Here is a 15667-nt window from a genome sequence, read left to right as displayed (position 1 = left end):
TGACGTTGCCGCGCACGCGCGCCTCGGCCATGGTCTCGCAGCTATGATGCAGCGCTGACGAAAGATCTGGGAGAACGCAATTGTCCGATTGGAATACGGTGCTGCACGACACCGATTGGGGCCGCCTGTTTCACGCCTATGGCGTCGCGGACGACACGCCCGGCCACCTGCGCAACCTGGCAAGCCCGCAAGCCGCCGAGCGCCAGGCGGCGCTGACGCATCTGCACAGCGCGATCCTGCACCAGGGCACGATCTATTCCGCCACGCCCGCCGCGGTCGGTGTCATCACGGCGCTGCTGCGCGATGCCACCGTGTGCGCCGCCTTCGACGCGAACACGCTTGCCGCGCTGATCGCCTTCCTGGGCCAGGTCGGCAGCAGCCTGAATGAGATCGAACCGCCGCAAGCCGACCCCTACCCCAGCGACGCGGAACTCGACACGCTGATTCTGCATCTGCGCGACGATGAAGACGGCGAAGACGAGGAAGGCTGGGGCTCGCCGCTGATCTCGACCTTGATGTGCCATGCTTTCCTGTCGCTGCGTGCCATGACAGGAGACGTGCTGGATGCGCTGGCGGCCTATCTGTCGGACGACAACGATGAGATCCGCCGGGAAGCCGTCAACGCCGCCGCGCAATGGGGCGTGATGGCCCCCGACAGCGCTGCGGCCCACGCCGTCGCTGCCCGCATCCAGGCGCGCCTTGATGCGGGCAGCGCGCGCGATGCACGGGATGACCGCGCCGGCCTCGTCCTGGCCTTGGGCCAGCTGGGCCACGACGTATCCCGCAGGCTGGACGATGCCGACGACGCCATCCGCGCCTGCGCCGCCTTGTTCGTGCCCGATGCACGCGCCACGGCGATCCTGGTCACGGCCCTGACTCGCCCGGAAGAGGTCGACGCCTGGTTCACGCAGCGGCCGCCGTACTTTCCCATGCACACGCGCCTGACCTTGCTGGGCACACTGATCGAACGCCAGGTGAGCCTCGCGCAACTGCTGCCCGCGGCGCTGGCGCTGATCGCCCGGACACAGGGCGGCCTGCTCGCCAACAGCGAATGGGGCCGCATCCTGACCTTGGCCTTTCCCGACCAGGCAGCAGCCTTTCATCCAGGCCAGCGACCGCCGTTGCCGGCGCGGCTGTCGCCCGAGCAGCATGCCGTCTTGCAGGCCCTGCATGCGAATCCGGACGTCTGGAATCCTCGCGACGGCAATGCCGGACTGGCCCGGATGACGGTCGGCCTGCCGGACACGCGCGACGCGCTGGCGGCGTATTTGGCTGCCACGCCGGTACGCTAGGATTGGCCACCTATTTGGCCGCCACGCCGATGCACCAGGATTGGCCACCTATTTGGCCGCCATGCCGATGCGCCAGGGTTGGCCGTCAAGGCCTGCACCCGCCGCCTTCAGGCGTATGCACTGACCGCCACGGCCTCGCCTAATCCGCCAGCAGCTTCACCGTCTGCGAGTTGTAGTTGGCGTACGCGCCGCCGCACATCGTATGCGCCTTGGCCGCCTGCGGCACGCCGGTGGTGCGCAGCGCCAGATCGCCGCCGCGCGCGCGGATTTCCCGGTAGCGCTCGGCGGCAACGGAACCGTCGGGCAGCACATACAGACGCACCTGCGGCAACGACGGCTTGCCGCCGTCCGCCTTGCTGGCCGCACCGAACGGCGGCACCGCCACCTTCGCCTCGTGCCAGGCCGGGGCGTCCTCGCGCGTCTGCCACCGCACCGTCAGCGGCGCGTCCAGGTCCGCCACGGCGGGGCTGCTTCCGCGGGGCGGATCGCAATGCATGCCGGCCAGGCTGCGGGCCGGCCCCTGAAGATCCAGCGTCTGGCCATTGATTTCCACGCGCACCAGCGTCTGCGGCGTGTAGTTTTCCAGGCTGAAGAGCGTCAGCCCCGCGATGGCGGCCGCGCTCATCGCGTCTTCGGTCGTGCCGGCAAATCGCGCCAGGCCGGGCGCCACTTCGACGTGGTCGGCATAGTGAAAATACTGGTGCACCATCAGCGCCGCCTCGCCATAGGCGAACGCGGCAACCAGCCTGGACAGGTCCGGATACGGCAGGCGCTGCAACGGCAGATCGACCCCGGTGGGGGTGCCGTCGAAGTTGAAATACGCGTAGCGGGTGGCGTCGGCTTTCAGGCGATCGCCGTCGTACGGAAACGTGCCGGCGGCTACGACATCCGGGCTGGGATAGCGCCGCAGGCTGGTAAAGCCGGTCTGGGCGCCTGAAGCCGGTTCCAGCCATTGCGAGCCGCCCGATGACGACGAGGCCTGGCGAAAATCCAGCCCCAACGGCTGGCCGGCAAGATTGACGTGCGTCTCGGCGATGGCCGGATTGCCTTGGCGGAAGCGGTCCGCCCGCCCCTGCCGGATGGAATCGTCAACGGGCACGATCAACACGGCCAACAGCGTCGGCAAGAACATCAGGGCATGGACGCGTGCCGGCACATTGCCCCGATCCCGCACCAGGTACACGACCCAGGTCGCGACCAGCACGATGGCCGCCGGCCCGCCGAACATCACCGCGTAGCTCAACAGGGCCACCGCGCCCCAGCCCAGGTTGTCGGCGGTGACGGCCACGATGCCCAGAAAGGCCAGAAAGCCCGCCAATGCGAACGAAACGATGATGCCGAAAAGATAGCGTCTGATCTTCAATCGAAAAGGCTCCCGGCGGCGGTTCAGACCCGATGGTACAGAGAAAACGCGCTTGGGTTAGCACTTGAGTCAGCGCTTGGGCTGGCGCTTGCGGCGTTGTGTTGCGCGGTCCTCGTCTTCCTGTTGATGCCGGCCTACCGCCTGCATCAGCAGGTCGATCTGCCGGTCCTTGGTCTGCAACTGCGCCTGCTGCTCCTGGATGCGTGCCGCCAGATCGTCACTACGTTGCTGCAGGCCGGCCTGGGCCGTGGCGTGCGTGTCGCGGGCGGCCTGCAGTTCGGCTGCCAGCTGTGCGGCCCCGGCCCGCGCCTCGGCGGCCTCGCGCGCCCGTTGCTCCTGCTCGGATTGCAGCGCCCCGATCCGTTCGGCCTGGCTGGCGGCTTCCTGCACGGCGGCCTTGCGCTGCTGGTCCAGGCTTTCCTGTGCCTTCTTCAACAATTGGCGTTGTGCATCCAGGTCGCCCAGCCAGCGCCGTTCGTGCGCGGCATGCCGCTCTTGCGTAGCGGTCAGCGCGGCCTGGTGGTCGGCCAAGGCCTGGCGCAAGGCCTGCTGGACGTCGCGCTCGTTGGTCTGCGACTGTTCCAGCTTGCCGCGCAAGGCGTCGATGATGCGCAGGCTTTCACGCAGTTGCGCATCCAGGGCCCGGGCCCGGTCTTCGGCGCCCGCCGCTTGCGCGCGGGCGGCGCGAATGCCGTCTTCCAGGTCCGCTTCGCGCATGTCGATGCGCGCCTTTTCGTGCGCAAAGGCTTCGCGCTCGGCTTGCAACGCCGCTTGCGCCTGCGTCAACGCCTCGCGCTCCTGCGCGACGCCGGCAGCCCATTGGCCCCGTGCGGCATCCATTGCGCTTTCCCAAAGCTGGCCTGCCATGCGCGCCAGCGGTTCAGGCAGGCCGCTGCCCTGCCCCGGCGTATCCAGCCGGCTGCCCAGGCCCCGGAACCACGCCTTCAGATGCGGGCCCACCGTATTGGGCGAGCCGCGCCCCAGGTGCAGGCGGATGCGTTCGATGGTGGGCTGCTCGCCCGCCTGTAGCAGCGCATCCGCCGCTGCCCAGACGTCCGCTTCCTGAATTCCGGTGGCCATGGCCATTCCTTTGTGCGGGGCGCGCGCCCTTTGCCACGCGCCGCTCGTGTGCGGGATAATAAGCGCGGATAATTAAAGTTTATCCGCGCTTATTCGCTATTTATGTATTACATAGTACAGCATACATATGAATAACTACAAACATCAGCCCCACGCACTTTCCGCCGGGCCGGGCGGCGCCGTTTTGCCCCATTCGCCGCGCTCACGCGGCTTGATGGCGGATCGGACGGGGGACGCAGGCTTGGACCCGGTGGCCGATGCCCTGCGCGAACTGGGTGACAGCGCGGGCTCGGTTCAGTCGTTGCTGCGCGAAGGCAGTTCCGGCAATACGCTCGCCTCGTACCGCAGCGCCATCCGGTATTGGGGGGCTTGGCACGATCTGCGCTTCGGCCACGCGCTGCAACTGCCCGTGCCGGTCAAGGTCGTGCTGCAGTTCATTGCCGACCACGTCGAACACGCCACCGCCACGGGCATGGCCAGCGACCTGCCGACCCACGTCGACCAAGCGCTGGTGGCCGCCCGCGTCAAACGCGCCCTGGGGCCGTTCAAGCTGGCCACTGTGCAGCACCGCCTGGCGGTGCTGTCCGAAGCCCATGAAACCCAGGGGCTGCCCAACCCCTGCCACAGCCGCGCGGTGCAATTGCTGATGACGCGCACGCGCGGCGCCTATGCCCGGCGCGGCGTACGCCCCACCCGCAAAGACGCGCTGACCCGCGAGCCGCTGGAGCAGATCCTGGCTACTTGCGACGACAGCCTGATCGGCATGCGCGACCGCGCCCTGTTGCTGTTCGCCTGGGCCAGCGGCGGCCGGCGCCGCTCGGAAGTCGTGCGGGCAACGGTTGAAAACACGCACCGCACGCCCGAAGGCTTTCTCTATGTCTTGGCGCATTCCAAGACCAACCAGGAAGGCGCCGACCGGCCCGACATGTACAAGCCCATCGTCGGCCGCGCCGCCACCGCGCTGGACGCCTGGCTGCAGGCGGCCGGCATTACCCAGGGTGCGCTGTTCCGGCGCGTGCGCCGTGGCGGCGTGGTGGGCCAAGCGCTGGGGCCGGAGGCCGTACGCCGCATGGTGCAGGACCGCGCCGCACGGGCCGGACTGGATGGCGACTACGCCGCGCACAGCCTGCGGTCCGGCTTTGTGACGGAAGCGGGCCGCCAGGGCGTGGCACTGGGGGAAATCATGGCGCTGACCGGCCATGCCAGTGTCGCCAGCGTCGTGGGCTACCACCGGGCCGGCGCCGCGCTGTCCGCGCGGGGCGCCCGCCTGCTGGAAGACCCGGACGCTATCGCGAACGCTGCGCCCGCGCCGCCCCTCACCCCAGCCGCAACGCCAGCGCCGCCAGGGTCGCCGCCAGCACAGGCAACGTCAGCACGACGCCCACCTTGAAGTAGTACCCCCAGGAAATCGTCGTGCCCTTGCGGGCCAGCACGTGCAGCCACAGCAGCGTGGCCAGGCTGCCGATGGGGGTGATCTTCGGGCCCAGGTCGCTGCCGATGACGTTGGCGTAGACCATGGCTTCCTTGACCACGCCGCTGGCCTGGCTGGCGTCGATCGACAGCGCACCCACCAGCACCGTCGGCATGTTGTTCATCACCGACGACAGGAAAGCCGCGATCAGGCCGGTGCCGAACGTGGCCGCCCACAGGCCCTGCCCCGCCAGCGCATTGAGCACGTCGGCCAGCAACTGCGTCAGCCCGGCATTGCGCAGGCCATAGACAATCAGGTACATCCCCAGCGAAAACACCACGATCTGCCAGGGCGCTTCGCGCAGCACCTTGCGGGTGCTGATGACGTGCCCGCGGCCCGCCACCGCCAGCAGGATGGCCGCGCCCGCAGCCGCCACCGCGCTGACCGGCACGCCCAGCGGTTCCAGCCCGAAGAACCCCACCAGCAGCAGCGCCAGCACGACCCAGCCCGCACGGAACGTGGCGGCATCGCGTATGGCGGCGGACGGCGCCTTGAGCGAGGCGGCGTCATAGCGCGCCGGGATGTCTCGCCGGAAATACAGCCACAGGACCCCCAGCGTCGCCGCCACCGCCACGACGTTCACCGGCGCCATCACCGCGGCATAGCGGCCAAAGCCGATGCCGAAGAAATCGGCCGACACGATGTTGACCAGGTTCGACACGATCAGCGGCAGGCTGGCCGTATCGGCAATGAAGCCGGCGGCCATCACGAAAGCCAGCGTGGCCGCGGGGCTGAACCCCAGCACCACCAGCATCGCCATGACGATGGGCGTCAGGATCAGCGCCGCGCCGTCGTTGGCGAACAGCGCCGCCACCGCCGCGCCCAGCAGCACGATCAAGGCGAACAGCGCGTGTCCCCGGCCCCGGCCCCAGCGGGCCACGTGCAGCGCGGCCCATTCGAAGAAGCCCGCTTCGTCCAGCAGCAGGCTGATGATGATGACGGCGATGAAGGTGGCCGTGGCGTTCCAGACGATCTGCCACACCACCGCGATGTCGGCCAGGTGCACGGCGCCCAAGGCCAGCGCCAGCGCCGCGCCCAGGCTGGCGCTCCAGCCGATGCCCAGACCACGGGGCTGCCAGATGACCAGGACCAGGGTGAACACGAAGATGGCGATGGCGGTAAGCATGAATACGTCTGTCGAAGATGAAAAAAAAGGCGCGGCCGCGGCCGGCCGGCGCCCTGTGGCGGCATGCGTGCGTCAGGCGGCCGGCGGTTCGGCGCCGATCTGCTTGAGTTCGCGGTGGATCGCGGCCTTGTCCAGCGCGGCCAGCGGCAGGTTGGCAAAGATATTGATGCGCGCCGAGATCTGGCGAAACACCTTTTCGAACACCCGGCGCTTGTCGTCGTCGGACCCTTGCGCGGCGGCGGGGTCTTCAAAACCCCAGTGCGCCGAGATCGGCTGGCCCGGCCAGATGGGGCAGACCTCGCCCGCCGCGTTGTCGCAGACGGTGATGATGAAATCCATCTGCGGTGCGCCCGGCACCGCGAATTCGTCCCAGCTCTTGCTGCGCAGGCGGTCCAGCGGGTAGTCCAGCACGCGCACCTTTTCGATGGCGAACGGGTTGACGGCGCCGCCCGGGTGGCTGCCGGCGCTGTAGGCCTGGAAGCGACCCTTGCCCAGGGTGTTGAGCAGCGCTTCGGCCATGATGCTGCGGGCGGAATTGCCGGTGCACAGAAAGAGTACGTGGTAGACCTTGTCAGCCATGATGAGAAAGAAGAATCAGAGGGGATCGGCGCGCCCCGCATCGGCGGGGGCTGGGGTACACGCCACCTGCGGCAGCACCGCGCAAGGCGCGCCGCCACAGCAGTTGTCGGTGAGATAAGCCAGCAGGTCGGCCATCGATTCGAAGCGGGCTTCGTAGATGACGAACCGCCCTTCCTGGCGGGACTGCAACAGGCCGGCGTGCACCAGTTCCTTCAGGTGGAACGACAGCGACGACGGCGCAATGCCGGTTTTTTCGGCCAGTTGGCCGGCGGCCAGGCCGGCGGGCCCGGCTTGCACCAGCAGGCGGAATACGGTCAGGCGCGATTCGTGGGCGATCGCGGCCAGGGCTTTCACGGCATCTTTCATTTCCATAATTCGACTGTAGTGGAAATATCGAAAGACGTAAAGTTTTAATTGTTCAACAATAGTTGTAGTATTGCCGCATGGACAAAAACACCGCCGTCATCGTCTTCGAATCGCTCGCCTCCGGCGTGCGGCTGGACATCTTCCGCCTGCTGGTACGCGCCGCACCCGCCGGCTGCGTGGCCGGCCAGATCGCCACCGAACTCCAGCTGCCGCCCACCAATCTGTCGTTTCACCTGAAAGCGCTGACCCAGGCCGGCCTGCTGACCGTCGAACAGGAAGGCCGCTACATGCGCTACCGCGCCAACACCGACCTGATGTTCGGCCTGGTCGACTACCTGACCGCGGAATGCTGCAGCGGCGTGGCCTGCACCCCGCTGCCGGCCGATCCGGACCCGGCGGCATGACCGCCCACCCCGCCCGCCGCGCCGACGTCATCATCATCGGCGCGGGCCAAAGCGCACTGGCCACCGCCTACTTCGCCAGGCGGCACTCCCTTGACGTCGCCTTGCTGGACGCCCGCCCGCAACCGGGTGGCGCCTGGCGCGAGGCCTGGGATTCGCTGCGGCTGTTTTCCCCTGCGCAATGGAGCTCGCTGCCGGGCTGGCCCATGCCGGCAACGCCCGGCTATCCCACGCGCGACCATGTCGTCGACTACCTGACCCGCTACGAAGCCCGTTACGGTTTCGCCGTACACCGGCCGGTGCAGGTGCAGGCCGTGCAGCGGCAAGACGGCGGCTTCGTCATCGAAACAGACCAGGGCCACTGGCACAGCCGCGCGGTGATCAGCGCCACCGGCACCTGGAGCAAGCCATTCGTGCCCGCCATCGATGGCGCGTCCACCTTTCGCGGCACGCAGACCCATTCGGCCCATTACCGTTCGCCGGCCCCCTACGCGGGCCAGCGCGTGCTGGTCGTGGGCGGCGGCAATTCCGGCGCGCAGATCCTGGCCGAACTCTCGCAAACGGCTCGCGTCACCTGGGTCACGCAGGCGCCGCCGAAATTCCTGCCTGACGACGTCGACGGCCGCGTGCTGTTCGAACGCGCCACGGCGCGCTGGCACGCCCTGCAGCAAGGCCGGCCCGCCGACGATCTGCCTGGCGGCTTCGGCGACATCGTGATGGTGCCGCCGGTGCGCGAGGCGCGCGACCGCGGCGTGTTGCACGCCGTGAGGCCCTTCGTGCGCTTCACCCCCGGCGGCGTGGTCTGGCCCGACGGCCACGAATCCGAGGTCGATGCCGTGATCTGGTGCACGGGTTTCCGGCCCGCGCTGGACCCGCTGGCGCCGCTGGGCGTGCTGAACGCCGACGGCAAGGTCGCGCTGGACGGCACGCGGGCTGCCGCCGTGCCGGGCCTGTGGCTGGTCGGCTATGGCGAATGGACCGGCTTCGCGTCCGCCACGCTGATCGGCATTTTGCGTACCGCCAAATCCACGGCCGCCGACGTCGCCGCCTTTCTCCAAGACGCCCCTTCCCCCTGACCGCCATGACTTCGCCCCTGTCTTCCCGCCCGGGCCCGGGCGATCGTGCCTCGGCCCCGCCGCCCGACAAGGCCCGCGGCCTGATCACGGCGCTGGGCATCGGCCAGATCTGTTCGTGGGGGTCGCTGTACTACAGCTTTCCGCTCATCGCCGAAGCCATGGGCGCCGAACTGGGATGGAGCAAGCCGGATCTGTACGGCGCCGCCACGCTGGGGCTGGTCCTGGCTGCGCTGGCGGCGTTTCCGGTCGGCGTGGCCGTTGACCGCGGCCACGGCCGCTGGGTAATGGGCTTGTCGTCGCTGCTGGCCGGGGCGCTGCTCTTGCTGTGGTCGCAGGTGACGTCGCTGGCCGCGTTCTACGCGCTGGTAGCGGGCATCGGCGCATTGCAGGCGGCCACGCTGTACGAGCCGGCCTTCGCCGTCGTCGCGCGCCGCGTCGGCCCGGCCCATTCCCGTGCCGGCATCACGTCGCTGACGCTATGGGGCGGCTTTGCCAGCACGGTGTTCATTCCGCTGGTGCAGTGGCTGCTGACGCATTGGGGCTGGCGCGAGGCCCTGATGGTGCTGGCCGCCGTGAACGCACTGGTGTGCGCCGGCGCCTACCTGCTGTTCATCGACCCGGCGCGCGACCTGCCGCCCGCCGCAGGCGCCACCGCCCAGACGCAGCGCGACCACAACCGCCAGGCCGTCCGGCAGGCGCTGCGCCGCCCCGTGTTCTGGGCCCTGCTGGTGTCGCTGACCGCCTACGCGGCGGCTTTTTCCGCCTTCACCTTCCATATGTATCCGCTGCTGCGCGAACGCGGGCTGGACACGGCATCGGTCGTGCAGGCCATTGCCCTGATCGGACCGGCCCAGGTCGCCGGCCGCATCGTGGTCAGCCTGTTCGCCGCGCAGGCGTCGATGCGCGCTGTCGGCGCGGCCGTCGTCACGGTATTTCCGCTGGCGTTTGGCGTGCTGGCATTTCTCGGCGCCGATTTCCCCACCGTGGCCGCGATCTGCGTCGTCTACGGCGGCGCCAACGGCATATTCACCATCGTGCGCGGCATGGTCGTGCCCGAGATGCTCAGCCGCCATGCCTACGGCGCAATCAACGGCCTGCTGACCGTGCCCATGACCCTGGCCCGCGCCGCGGCGCCGGTCGGGGCCGCGCTGCTGTGGTCGGTCGGCGCGTCCTACGGCACCGTATTGAGCGCCATCGTCGTCGTGGCCCTGGTGCTGGCGGCCAGCTTCTGGCTCGCCGCCTGGTTCAGCCGCCCCACCGCGATTCCCTCTTTCCCATCCCCCCACCACCCGACACCGTGACACACCCCGCTTCTCTTACAGATCTGACCCTGCCCAGCCTGGACGACACCCTGCTGGACACCCCCGACCATGCCCACCTGGCGCTGCAAGGCGGCGCCACGCATCCGCCGCGCATCCTGCTGCTGTACGGCTCGCTGCGCGAGCGTTCGTACAGCCGGCTGCTCACGGAAGAAGCCGCCCGCATCCTGACCCGGCTGGGCGCCGAAACGCGCATCTTCGACCCCCATGGCCTGCCGTTGCCGGACGGCGCGCCCGCCGACCATCCCAAGGTGGCCGAGCTGCGTGCGCTGTCGCTGTGGTCCGAAGGCCAGGTGTGGTGCAGCCCCGAGCGGCACGGCACGCTTACCGGCGTCTTCAAGAGCCAGATCGACTGGCTGCCGCTGGAAACCGGCAGCGTCCGCCCCACCCAGGGCCGCACCCTGGCCGTCATGCAGGTATCCGGGGGATCGCAGTCGTTCAACGCCGTCAATGCGCTGCGGGTGCTGGGCCGCTGGATGCGGATGGTGACCATCCCCAACCAGTCGTCGGTGGCCAAGGCCTTCCAGGAATTCGACGACGCCGGCCGGATGAAGCCGTCGCCCTATTACGACCGGGTCGTCGATGTGATGGAAGAACTGATCAAGTTCACGCTGCTGGTGCGCGACCGCAGCGACTACCTGACGGACCGCTACAGCGAACGCAAAGGCGTAGCGCAGGAAGTCGCGCGGCTGGCGCGCGAGGCGATGGCGCCCTGAGTCCGATCAGTCGATGGCGGCGCCCGCGGTTTTCACGACCTTGCCCAGGCGGGTGTATTCCTCGGCGCCGAACTCCGCCAGCGACTGACGCGAGGTGGGCGACGGAATCGCCCCGCGCGATTCCAGCGCCTTTTTCACCTCGGGCTGCTGCAGCGCCTTGTTGACGGCGGCATTCAGCTTGTCCAGCACGGCAACCGGCGTGCCCTTGGGCGCGTACAGGCCGTCCCAGGCGAAGAACTCGTAGCCCTTCACCCCGGCCTCGCTCATGGTGGGAATATCGGGATTGGACGCGACGCGTTCCGGCGTGGTGACCGCCAGCGCGCGCAGCTTGCCCGCGGCGATCTGGCCCGACACGTTGGGCATCACGTCGATCAGGAAGGAAATCCGCCCGCCCATCAGGTCCGTCATGGCGGCGCCGCCGCCCTTGTACGGAATGTGCATGACCTTCAGCCCGGCCATCTGGTTCAAGAGTTCACAGGCCAGATGCGACGACGTGCCGTTGCCGGCCGAGCCACAGGTCAGCTCGCCAGGGTGCGACTTGGCGTAGTCCACCAGCTGCGCCAAGGTCTTGAAGCGCTCGTCGGCGCCATTGACCACCAGCGCCGCCGCAATCACCGTAAAGCGCGAGATCGGCTCGAAATCATTGGGTTTGTAGCCGGGCGACTTGTACAGCCAGTGATTGGTGGCCTGGGTGCCGTTGGTGCCGTACGACAGCGTGTAGCCGTCCGGGTTGGCGCGCGCGGCGATGGACGTGCCGATGTTGCCGCCCGCACCCGGGCGGTTCTCGACGATGATGGACTGGCCCAGCTCGCGCGACAGCGGTTCGGCCACCAGCCGCGCCAGCGTGTCGCCGCCGCCGCCGGCCGCGAACGGCACGACCAGCGTGATGGCGTGGGTAGGCCAGGCGGCCTGTTGCGCCGAGGCGGGGGCCGTCATCAGCCACGCGCCTGCGGCGGCCGTCATGCAGATCAATATCTTGGGGGTATTCACGAGGTTGTCTCCTTTGGGATGCTGTTGCGCGCGCCCGCGGCGTTTTAGGTGTATCGGGCACGCTCTTGTGATGCGAAAAATCGGTTCGGTCGCTCTCCTGGATAGGGCTATTCCGGCGGCAGATGCCGGCGGCTGCTCTTGTCGGCCAGGCGCCAGCCATCGGCCGTGTCCACCAGCACATCGCGGCATTCCCGAATGGCGGCCAGCCGCGGCGCCCCGTCCTGCGCTTGCGGCACGCTGTCGTAGGCGATCAGGAAGTAGCCCACGGTGGCGCCGCGCTCGCCATGCTCCAGCAGGCGCAGGTTGGTGATGACGTGGCACGTGCTGCGGTCCGGCGCCCGGGCATTGAGCGCGTCCAGCACTTCCTGGGGCCCGCATAGCCGCTGGCCTTGCCGCAGCCATACGCCGTCGGCGGCCATCAAGGCGGCGGCGGCGTCATGGCGGCGGGTGTCCAGCGCGTGGAAAAACGTCAGCACGACGGCTTCGCAGGCGGCCTTGACCGCGTGGGCTTGCTGGGAGGTGTGATCCATCATTTTCGTCATCCGATCTGGGCGCTGGCCAACGGCACGTCTGGCCGCTGCACCAACGCCGGGTCCAGGACTGCGCCCTGCGCGATCCATTTGCGCAGCTGGCGCAATTCCCGCGGGGCATCCACCGCCACGCCGGCCACGGCGCGGCCGGCGGCATCCAGCGACACCGACAGCAGCATCCGGCGATCGGCTTGCGGACGCAGCACTTCGCATTGCGCCAGCGCCGGAAACCCCACGATCTGCACCATGGCGCCGTACTGCTCCGACCAGACCGCGCCGGTCGGCGCATACGGGGCGGACTCGCCCAGCGCCGCCAGGGCCGCCGCCATGCCCTGGTCCTGGGCGTTCTGCCACGATTCCAGGCGCATCGCGTCACCGGTGGCGGGATGCGTCGACACGGCAACGTCGCCGGCCGCATAGACATCCGGCGCCGACGTACGGCAATGCGCATCGACCCGCACGCCGCGGTCGCAGGCAATGCCGGCTTCGCGCGCCAGCGCATCGTTGGCGGCCAGCCCGACCCCCAGCACCACGGCATCAGCCGTCAGCCGGGTGCCATCGGACAGCTCGGCGACCGGCCGGCCATCGGGCAGCGTATGGATGGCCGACAGGCTGGCGCCCAGCCGCAGGTCGACGCCATGCGCCCCATGCAGGGCGGCCAGATGGGCAGACACGCCGGGCTGCACGCTGCGGGCGCACAGGCGCGCCGCCTGTTCCAGCACAGTCACCCTGCTGCCGGCCTGGCGCGCCGTGGCGGCCACTTCCAGGCCGATCCATCCGCCGCCCACGATGACGACATGCCGGTCCGGCCCCAGCCGCGCCCGCAGCCGCAACGCATCGTCGCGGGTACGCAGCACGTGTACGCCCGGGCTGTCCACGCCGGGCAGCGGCGGCACCACGGGCCGGCCGCCCATGCACAGGATCAGCTTGGCATAGCTGACCGAGGCGCCATCTGACGTCTCTACCCGCTTGTCCGCCAGCCGCAGCCGCGTGGCGGCGATACCGGGGTGGAAGGCGATGTCCAGTTCCGCCAGGCGCTGCGCCGAAAACAGTTCGGTGCTCTCGGCAGGCGCCTGTCCGCCCAGCACCGCCTTGCTGAGCGGGGGCCGCTCGTAGGGCGCATGCGGTTCGTCGCCCAGCAGCACCACCCGGCCGACAAAGCCCCGGCTGCGCAGCGTGGTCGCGGCCCAGCCGCCCGCCTGGCCGGCGCCGACGATGACGATGGCGTCCGCGCTCACGTTGCTTGCGCCTTCAGGTAGACCGTATCGGCCTCGACGCGCACGTCGTAGCGGCGCAGGTCGGTCGTGACCGGCGGGCACTGCGGCTTGCCCGAGCGGATGTCGAACACGCCCTGGTGCAGCGGGCACTCGATCTTGCCGTCTTCGAGGTAGCCGTCGGCCAGGCTGGCATTGCCGTGCGGGCAGCGATCCTGGGTGGCGCAGATCTCGCCTTGCAGGTCGTACAGGCAGACCGCCTCGCCCTCGTGCACCACGCGCAGGGTGCCCGTGTCCGGCGAGATCTCCGCCAGCCGGGCGACAGGTTTCCAGATATCCATGGTCACAGCCCCATTGCCTTGCGGTAGTAGTCGTAGAAGGACCGGATCAGCACCTCGGTCACCATGTAGTCGGCCGGTTCCGTGTCGCGGCCGCCCATTTCGACGATGCCGCGCGCCTCGGGATAGCCGGTCACGCCGATCTGCACCTGGTTCAGCATCTCGCTGTCGTCCATCGACACGAACCCGGCCGGCCCCAGCAGGTTGGCGTGCTTGAGCCGCAAGCGGGTCATTTCCTCATCGTCGTCCTCGTACCCGTAATAGGTGAACACCAGTTCGTGTTCGGTGGGGCTGCGGGGAATGACGTGGCGGGTTTTCAGCGAGTTCGCCTGGATGCCGAACTGGGCCGCCGGGAACACCCAGGCGCCGCCCACCCGCCCGCGGTTGAACTCGGCGCGCGGCGTCACGGTTTCCAGGTCCAGCAGTTCCAGGTCGTCGCGAAAGCGGCTCATCTCGGTGGTGGCTTCCGTCTTCTTCTTGCCTTCGTTGTGCGACACCATGACGCTGTGCGCGCCGCCGCCGGTCGGAATGCATTCGGACTTCGAGTCCGCCCGCCACAGGCCGAAGGTGATGTAGAAGGTGTGCAGCAAGGTCGCGTGGTACGGATCCTTCAGGTTTTCCAGGTACATCTTCCAGTTGCTGGGGATCAGCTGGCGGCTGTAGCCCAGCAGCTTGAGCGGCTTGCCCGGCAGCATGTGGTCGATCTCGGCCAGCACTTCCGGGCCGCAATAGTCTTCGAAGCTGGGGGCATCCTCGGAAAACGTGGCCCAGATCGAGCCGCCGCGGTTCACGCTGCGCAGCTTGCGGATGCCGTTCTGCTTGGGGTCGAAGTCCTTGGGCATGCCGCCCTTGCCCATGGCGCCGCGGCGAAACGGCACCCCCTGCAGGTTGCCGTTCAGGTCGTAGTTCCACTGGTGGTAGGGGCAGGTGAAGTCGGTCACCTTGCCGGTGTTGTGCCAGCAGATCTGCGCGCCGCGGTGCGCACAGCGGTTTTCCAGCACGCCGACTTCACCGGTGTCGGTGCGCACCATGATCACCGGACGGTTGCCGATCCAGTTGCGCTTGTAGCAGCCCACGTCGGGCACTTCGCATTCCAGGCCGACGTAGTTCCAGGTCTGGCCGGCGAAGAACACGTCCATTTCCTTCTGGAATATGGCCGGATCGGTATAGACCCAGTTGGGAATGCGCGTGTAGCCCTCTTTGGGCCAGCGGCGCTCAAGATGAATGGGGGCCGCGGCAGGCGTGTCCAGCACGGCGGAGTCGGAACAGGTCATGGCAGGTTTCCTTGCAGCGGATTCAGATGGGAACGATCAACGACGTGCGCACGCGATAGTTGTCGTACACGCAGTCGCGCCGGCTGATCGCAATGCCGTCAGGCGTGACGCGCAGCACGTCCAGGTAGCGGCCGACCATGTTCAGGGTCGGCTCGCGGTCGGACAGCGACTCCATCACGGCGAAATTGGCCTGGGACACGATGTGCTCGCCCTGCACGTCCATCACGCGCACGCCGCTGATGAAATGGCGCAGCGAGCGCGGCTCGAACATGGTGGTTTCGCGCAGCGCGGTCACGCGGTCGCGCACCATGTTGCGATTCATGCAGTAGATCAGGCCTAGCGGCAGGCCCGCATCGTGGTTTTCGCGGGACAGCACGCGGTAATGGCAGTCTTCGGTGAAGAAGTCCGGCCATTGCTCCAGCCGGCCTTCGTCCAGGCAGAAGGCGTAGTCGTCGTAGAAGTCCCGCAGGCGCGCGCGCAACGACGGCGCGTCGGACAGTTCAGTCAGGGTCATGGTGGGTCCGGATATGGA

Annotated in this window: 17 protein-coding genes; 6 read left to right on the top strand and 11 right to left on the bottom strand. The window is 68.5% G+C overall.

The features are described from left to right. Positions 1–80 precede the first annotated feature (80 nt). Positions 81–1292 (top strand): hypothetical protein, encoded by a 1212-nt coding sequence (locus HV798_RS15095; protein WP_175192964.1) that lies wholly within the window; start codon positions 81–83, stop codon positions 1290–1292. Between the two features lie 139 nt (positions 1293–1431). On the opposite strand, the gene HV798_RS15090 is transcribed toward HV798_RS15095, so the two are convergent. Continuing rightward, entirely contained in the window at positions 1432–2655 is a 1224-nt protein-coding gene (locus HV798_RS15090) for a hypothetical protein (protein WP_175192965.1), read from the bottom strand. A 69-nt stretch (positions 2656–2724) separates the two neighbouring features. Then, positions 2725–3735, bottom strand: coding sequence for a DNA-binding protein (locus HV798_RS15085; RefSeq protein WP_175192966.1), 1011 nt, complete (start codon positions 3733–3735; stop codon positions 2725–2727). A gap of 301 nt (positions 3736–4036) precedes the next feature. On the opposite strand from HV798_RS15085, the gene HV798_RS15080 reads away from it, so the two are divergent. Next, complete coding sequence (locus HV798_RS15080; protein WP_425486147.1) at positions 4037–5125, top strand: site-specific integrase; 1089 nt, start codon at positions 4037–4039, stop codon at positions 5123–5125. Here the strand turns inward: HV798_RS15080 and HV798_RS15075 are convergent. The 3 genes from HV798_RS15075 to HV798_RS15065 form a co-directional block, all read right to left on the bottom strand. After that, entirely contained in the window at positions 5052–6332 is a 1281-nt protein-coding gene (locus tag HV798_RS15075; RefSeq protein WP_175192968.1) for an arsenic transporter, read from the bottom strand. The genes HV798_RS15080 and HV798_RS15075 overlap by 74 nt on opposite strands. A gap of 72 nt (positions 6333–6404) precedes the next feature. Next, positions 6405–6911 (bottom strand): arsenate reductase ArsC, encoded by a 507-nt coding sequence (locus HV798_RS15070; protein WP_025138640.1) that lies wholly within the window; start codon positions 6909–6911, stop codon positions 6405–6407. Between the two features lie 15 nt (positions 6912–6926). Further along, a complete protein-coding gene (locus HV798_RS15065; protein WP_175192969.1) occupies positions 6927–7283 on the bottom strand; it encodes an ArsR/SmtB family transcription factor in 357 nt (118 codons plus the stop codon). 71 nt (positions 7284–7354) lie between these two features. On the opposite strand from HV798_RS15065, the gene HV798_RS15060 reads away from it, so the two are divergent. The 4 genes from HV798_RS15060 to arsH are packed head-to-tail and all read left to right on the top strand — an operon-like array spanning position 7355 to position 10789. Next, a complete protein-coding gene (locus tag HV798_RS15060; RefSeq protein ID WP_175192970.1) occupies positions 7355–7681 on the top strand; it encodes an ArsR/SmtB family transcription factor in 327 nt (108 codons plus the stop codon). Beyond that, on the top strand, positions 7678–8754 hold the full coding sequence (locus tag HV798_RS15055; protein ID WP_175192971.1) for an ArsO family NAD(P)H-dependent flavin-containing monooxygenase: 1077 nt from the start codon (positions 7678–7680) through the stop codon (positions 8752–8754). The genes HV798_RS15060 and HV798_RS15055 overlap by 4 nt, the downstream gene beginning before the upstream one ends. A 5-nt stretch (positions 8755–8759) precedes the next feature. After that, entirely contained in the window at positions 8760–10055 is a 1296-nt protein-coding gene (locus HV798_RS15050; RefSeq protein ID WP_175192972.1) for an MFS transporter, read from the top strand. After that, positions 10052–10789, top strand: coding sequence for an arsenical resistance protein ArsH (arsH, locus tag HV798_RS15045; RefSeq protein WP_175192973.1), 738 nt, complete (start codon positions 10052–10054; stop codon positions 10787–10789). Before HV798_RS15050 ends, arsH begins: the two co-directional genes overlap by 4 nt. 6 nt (positions 10790–10795) lie before the next feature. On the opposite strand, the gene HV798_RS15040 is transcribed toward arsH, so the two are convergent. From HV798_RS15040 to HV798_RS15015, 6 genes are all read right to left on the bottom strand, one after another. Then, complete coding sequence (locus tag HV798_RS15040; RefSeq protein ID WP_025138634.1) at positions 10796–11752, bottom strand: Bug family tripartite tricarboxylate transporter substrate binding protein; 957 nt, start codon at positions 11750–11752, stop codon at positions 10796–10798. Positions 11753–11886: 134 nt separating this feature from the next. Then, positions 11887–12312, bottom strand: coding sequence for a nuclear transport factor 2 family protein (locus HV798_RS15035; RefSeq protein ID WP_343038563.1), 426 nt, complete (start codon positions 12310–12312; stop codon positions 11887–11889). A gap of 5 nt (positions 12313–12317) precedes the next feature. Then, positions 12318–13547, bottom strand: a complete 1230-nt coding sequence (locus HV798_RS15030) for an NAD(P)/FAD-dependent oxidoreductase (RefSeq protein WP_175192975.1) — start codon at positions 13545–13547, stop codon at positions 12318–12320. After that, a complete protein-coding gene (locus tag HV798_RS15025; protein ID WP_025138631.1) occupies positions 13544–13864 on the bottom strand; it encodes a non-heme iron oxygenase ferredoxin subunit in 321 nt (106 codons plus the stop codon). The genes HV798_RS15030 and HV798_RS15025 overlap by 4 nt, the downstream gene beginning before the upstream one ends. A 2-nt stretch (positions 13865–13866) precedes the next feature. Continuing rightward, complete coding sequence (locus HV798_RS15020; protein ID WP_025138630.1) at positions 13867–15135, bottom strand: aromatic ring-hydroxylating dioxygenase subunit alpha; 1269 nt, start codon at positions 15133–15135, stop codon at positions 13867–13869. A 22-nt stretch (positions 15136–15157) separates the two neighbouring features. Next, complete coding sequence (locus tag HV798_RS15015; protein ID WP_175192976.1) at positions 15158–15649, bottom strand: aromatic-ring-hydroxylating dioxygenase subunit beta; 492 nt, start codon at positions 15647–15649, stop codon at positions 15158–15160. Positions 15650–15667 lie beyond the last annotated feature (18 nt).

The organism is Achromobacter deleyi, from assembly GCF_902859705.1.
GTDB lineage: Bacteria > Pseudomonadota > Gammaproteobacteria > Burkholderiales > Burkholderiaceae_B > Achromobacter > Achromobacter deleyi.
The sequence above is the reverse complement of the archived record's forward strand: the minus strand, read 5'-3'. Positions and strand labels throughout refer to the sequence as shown.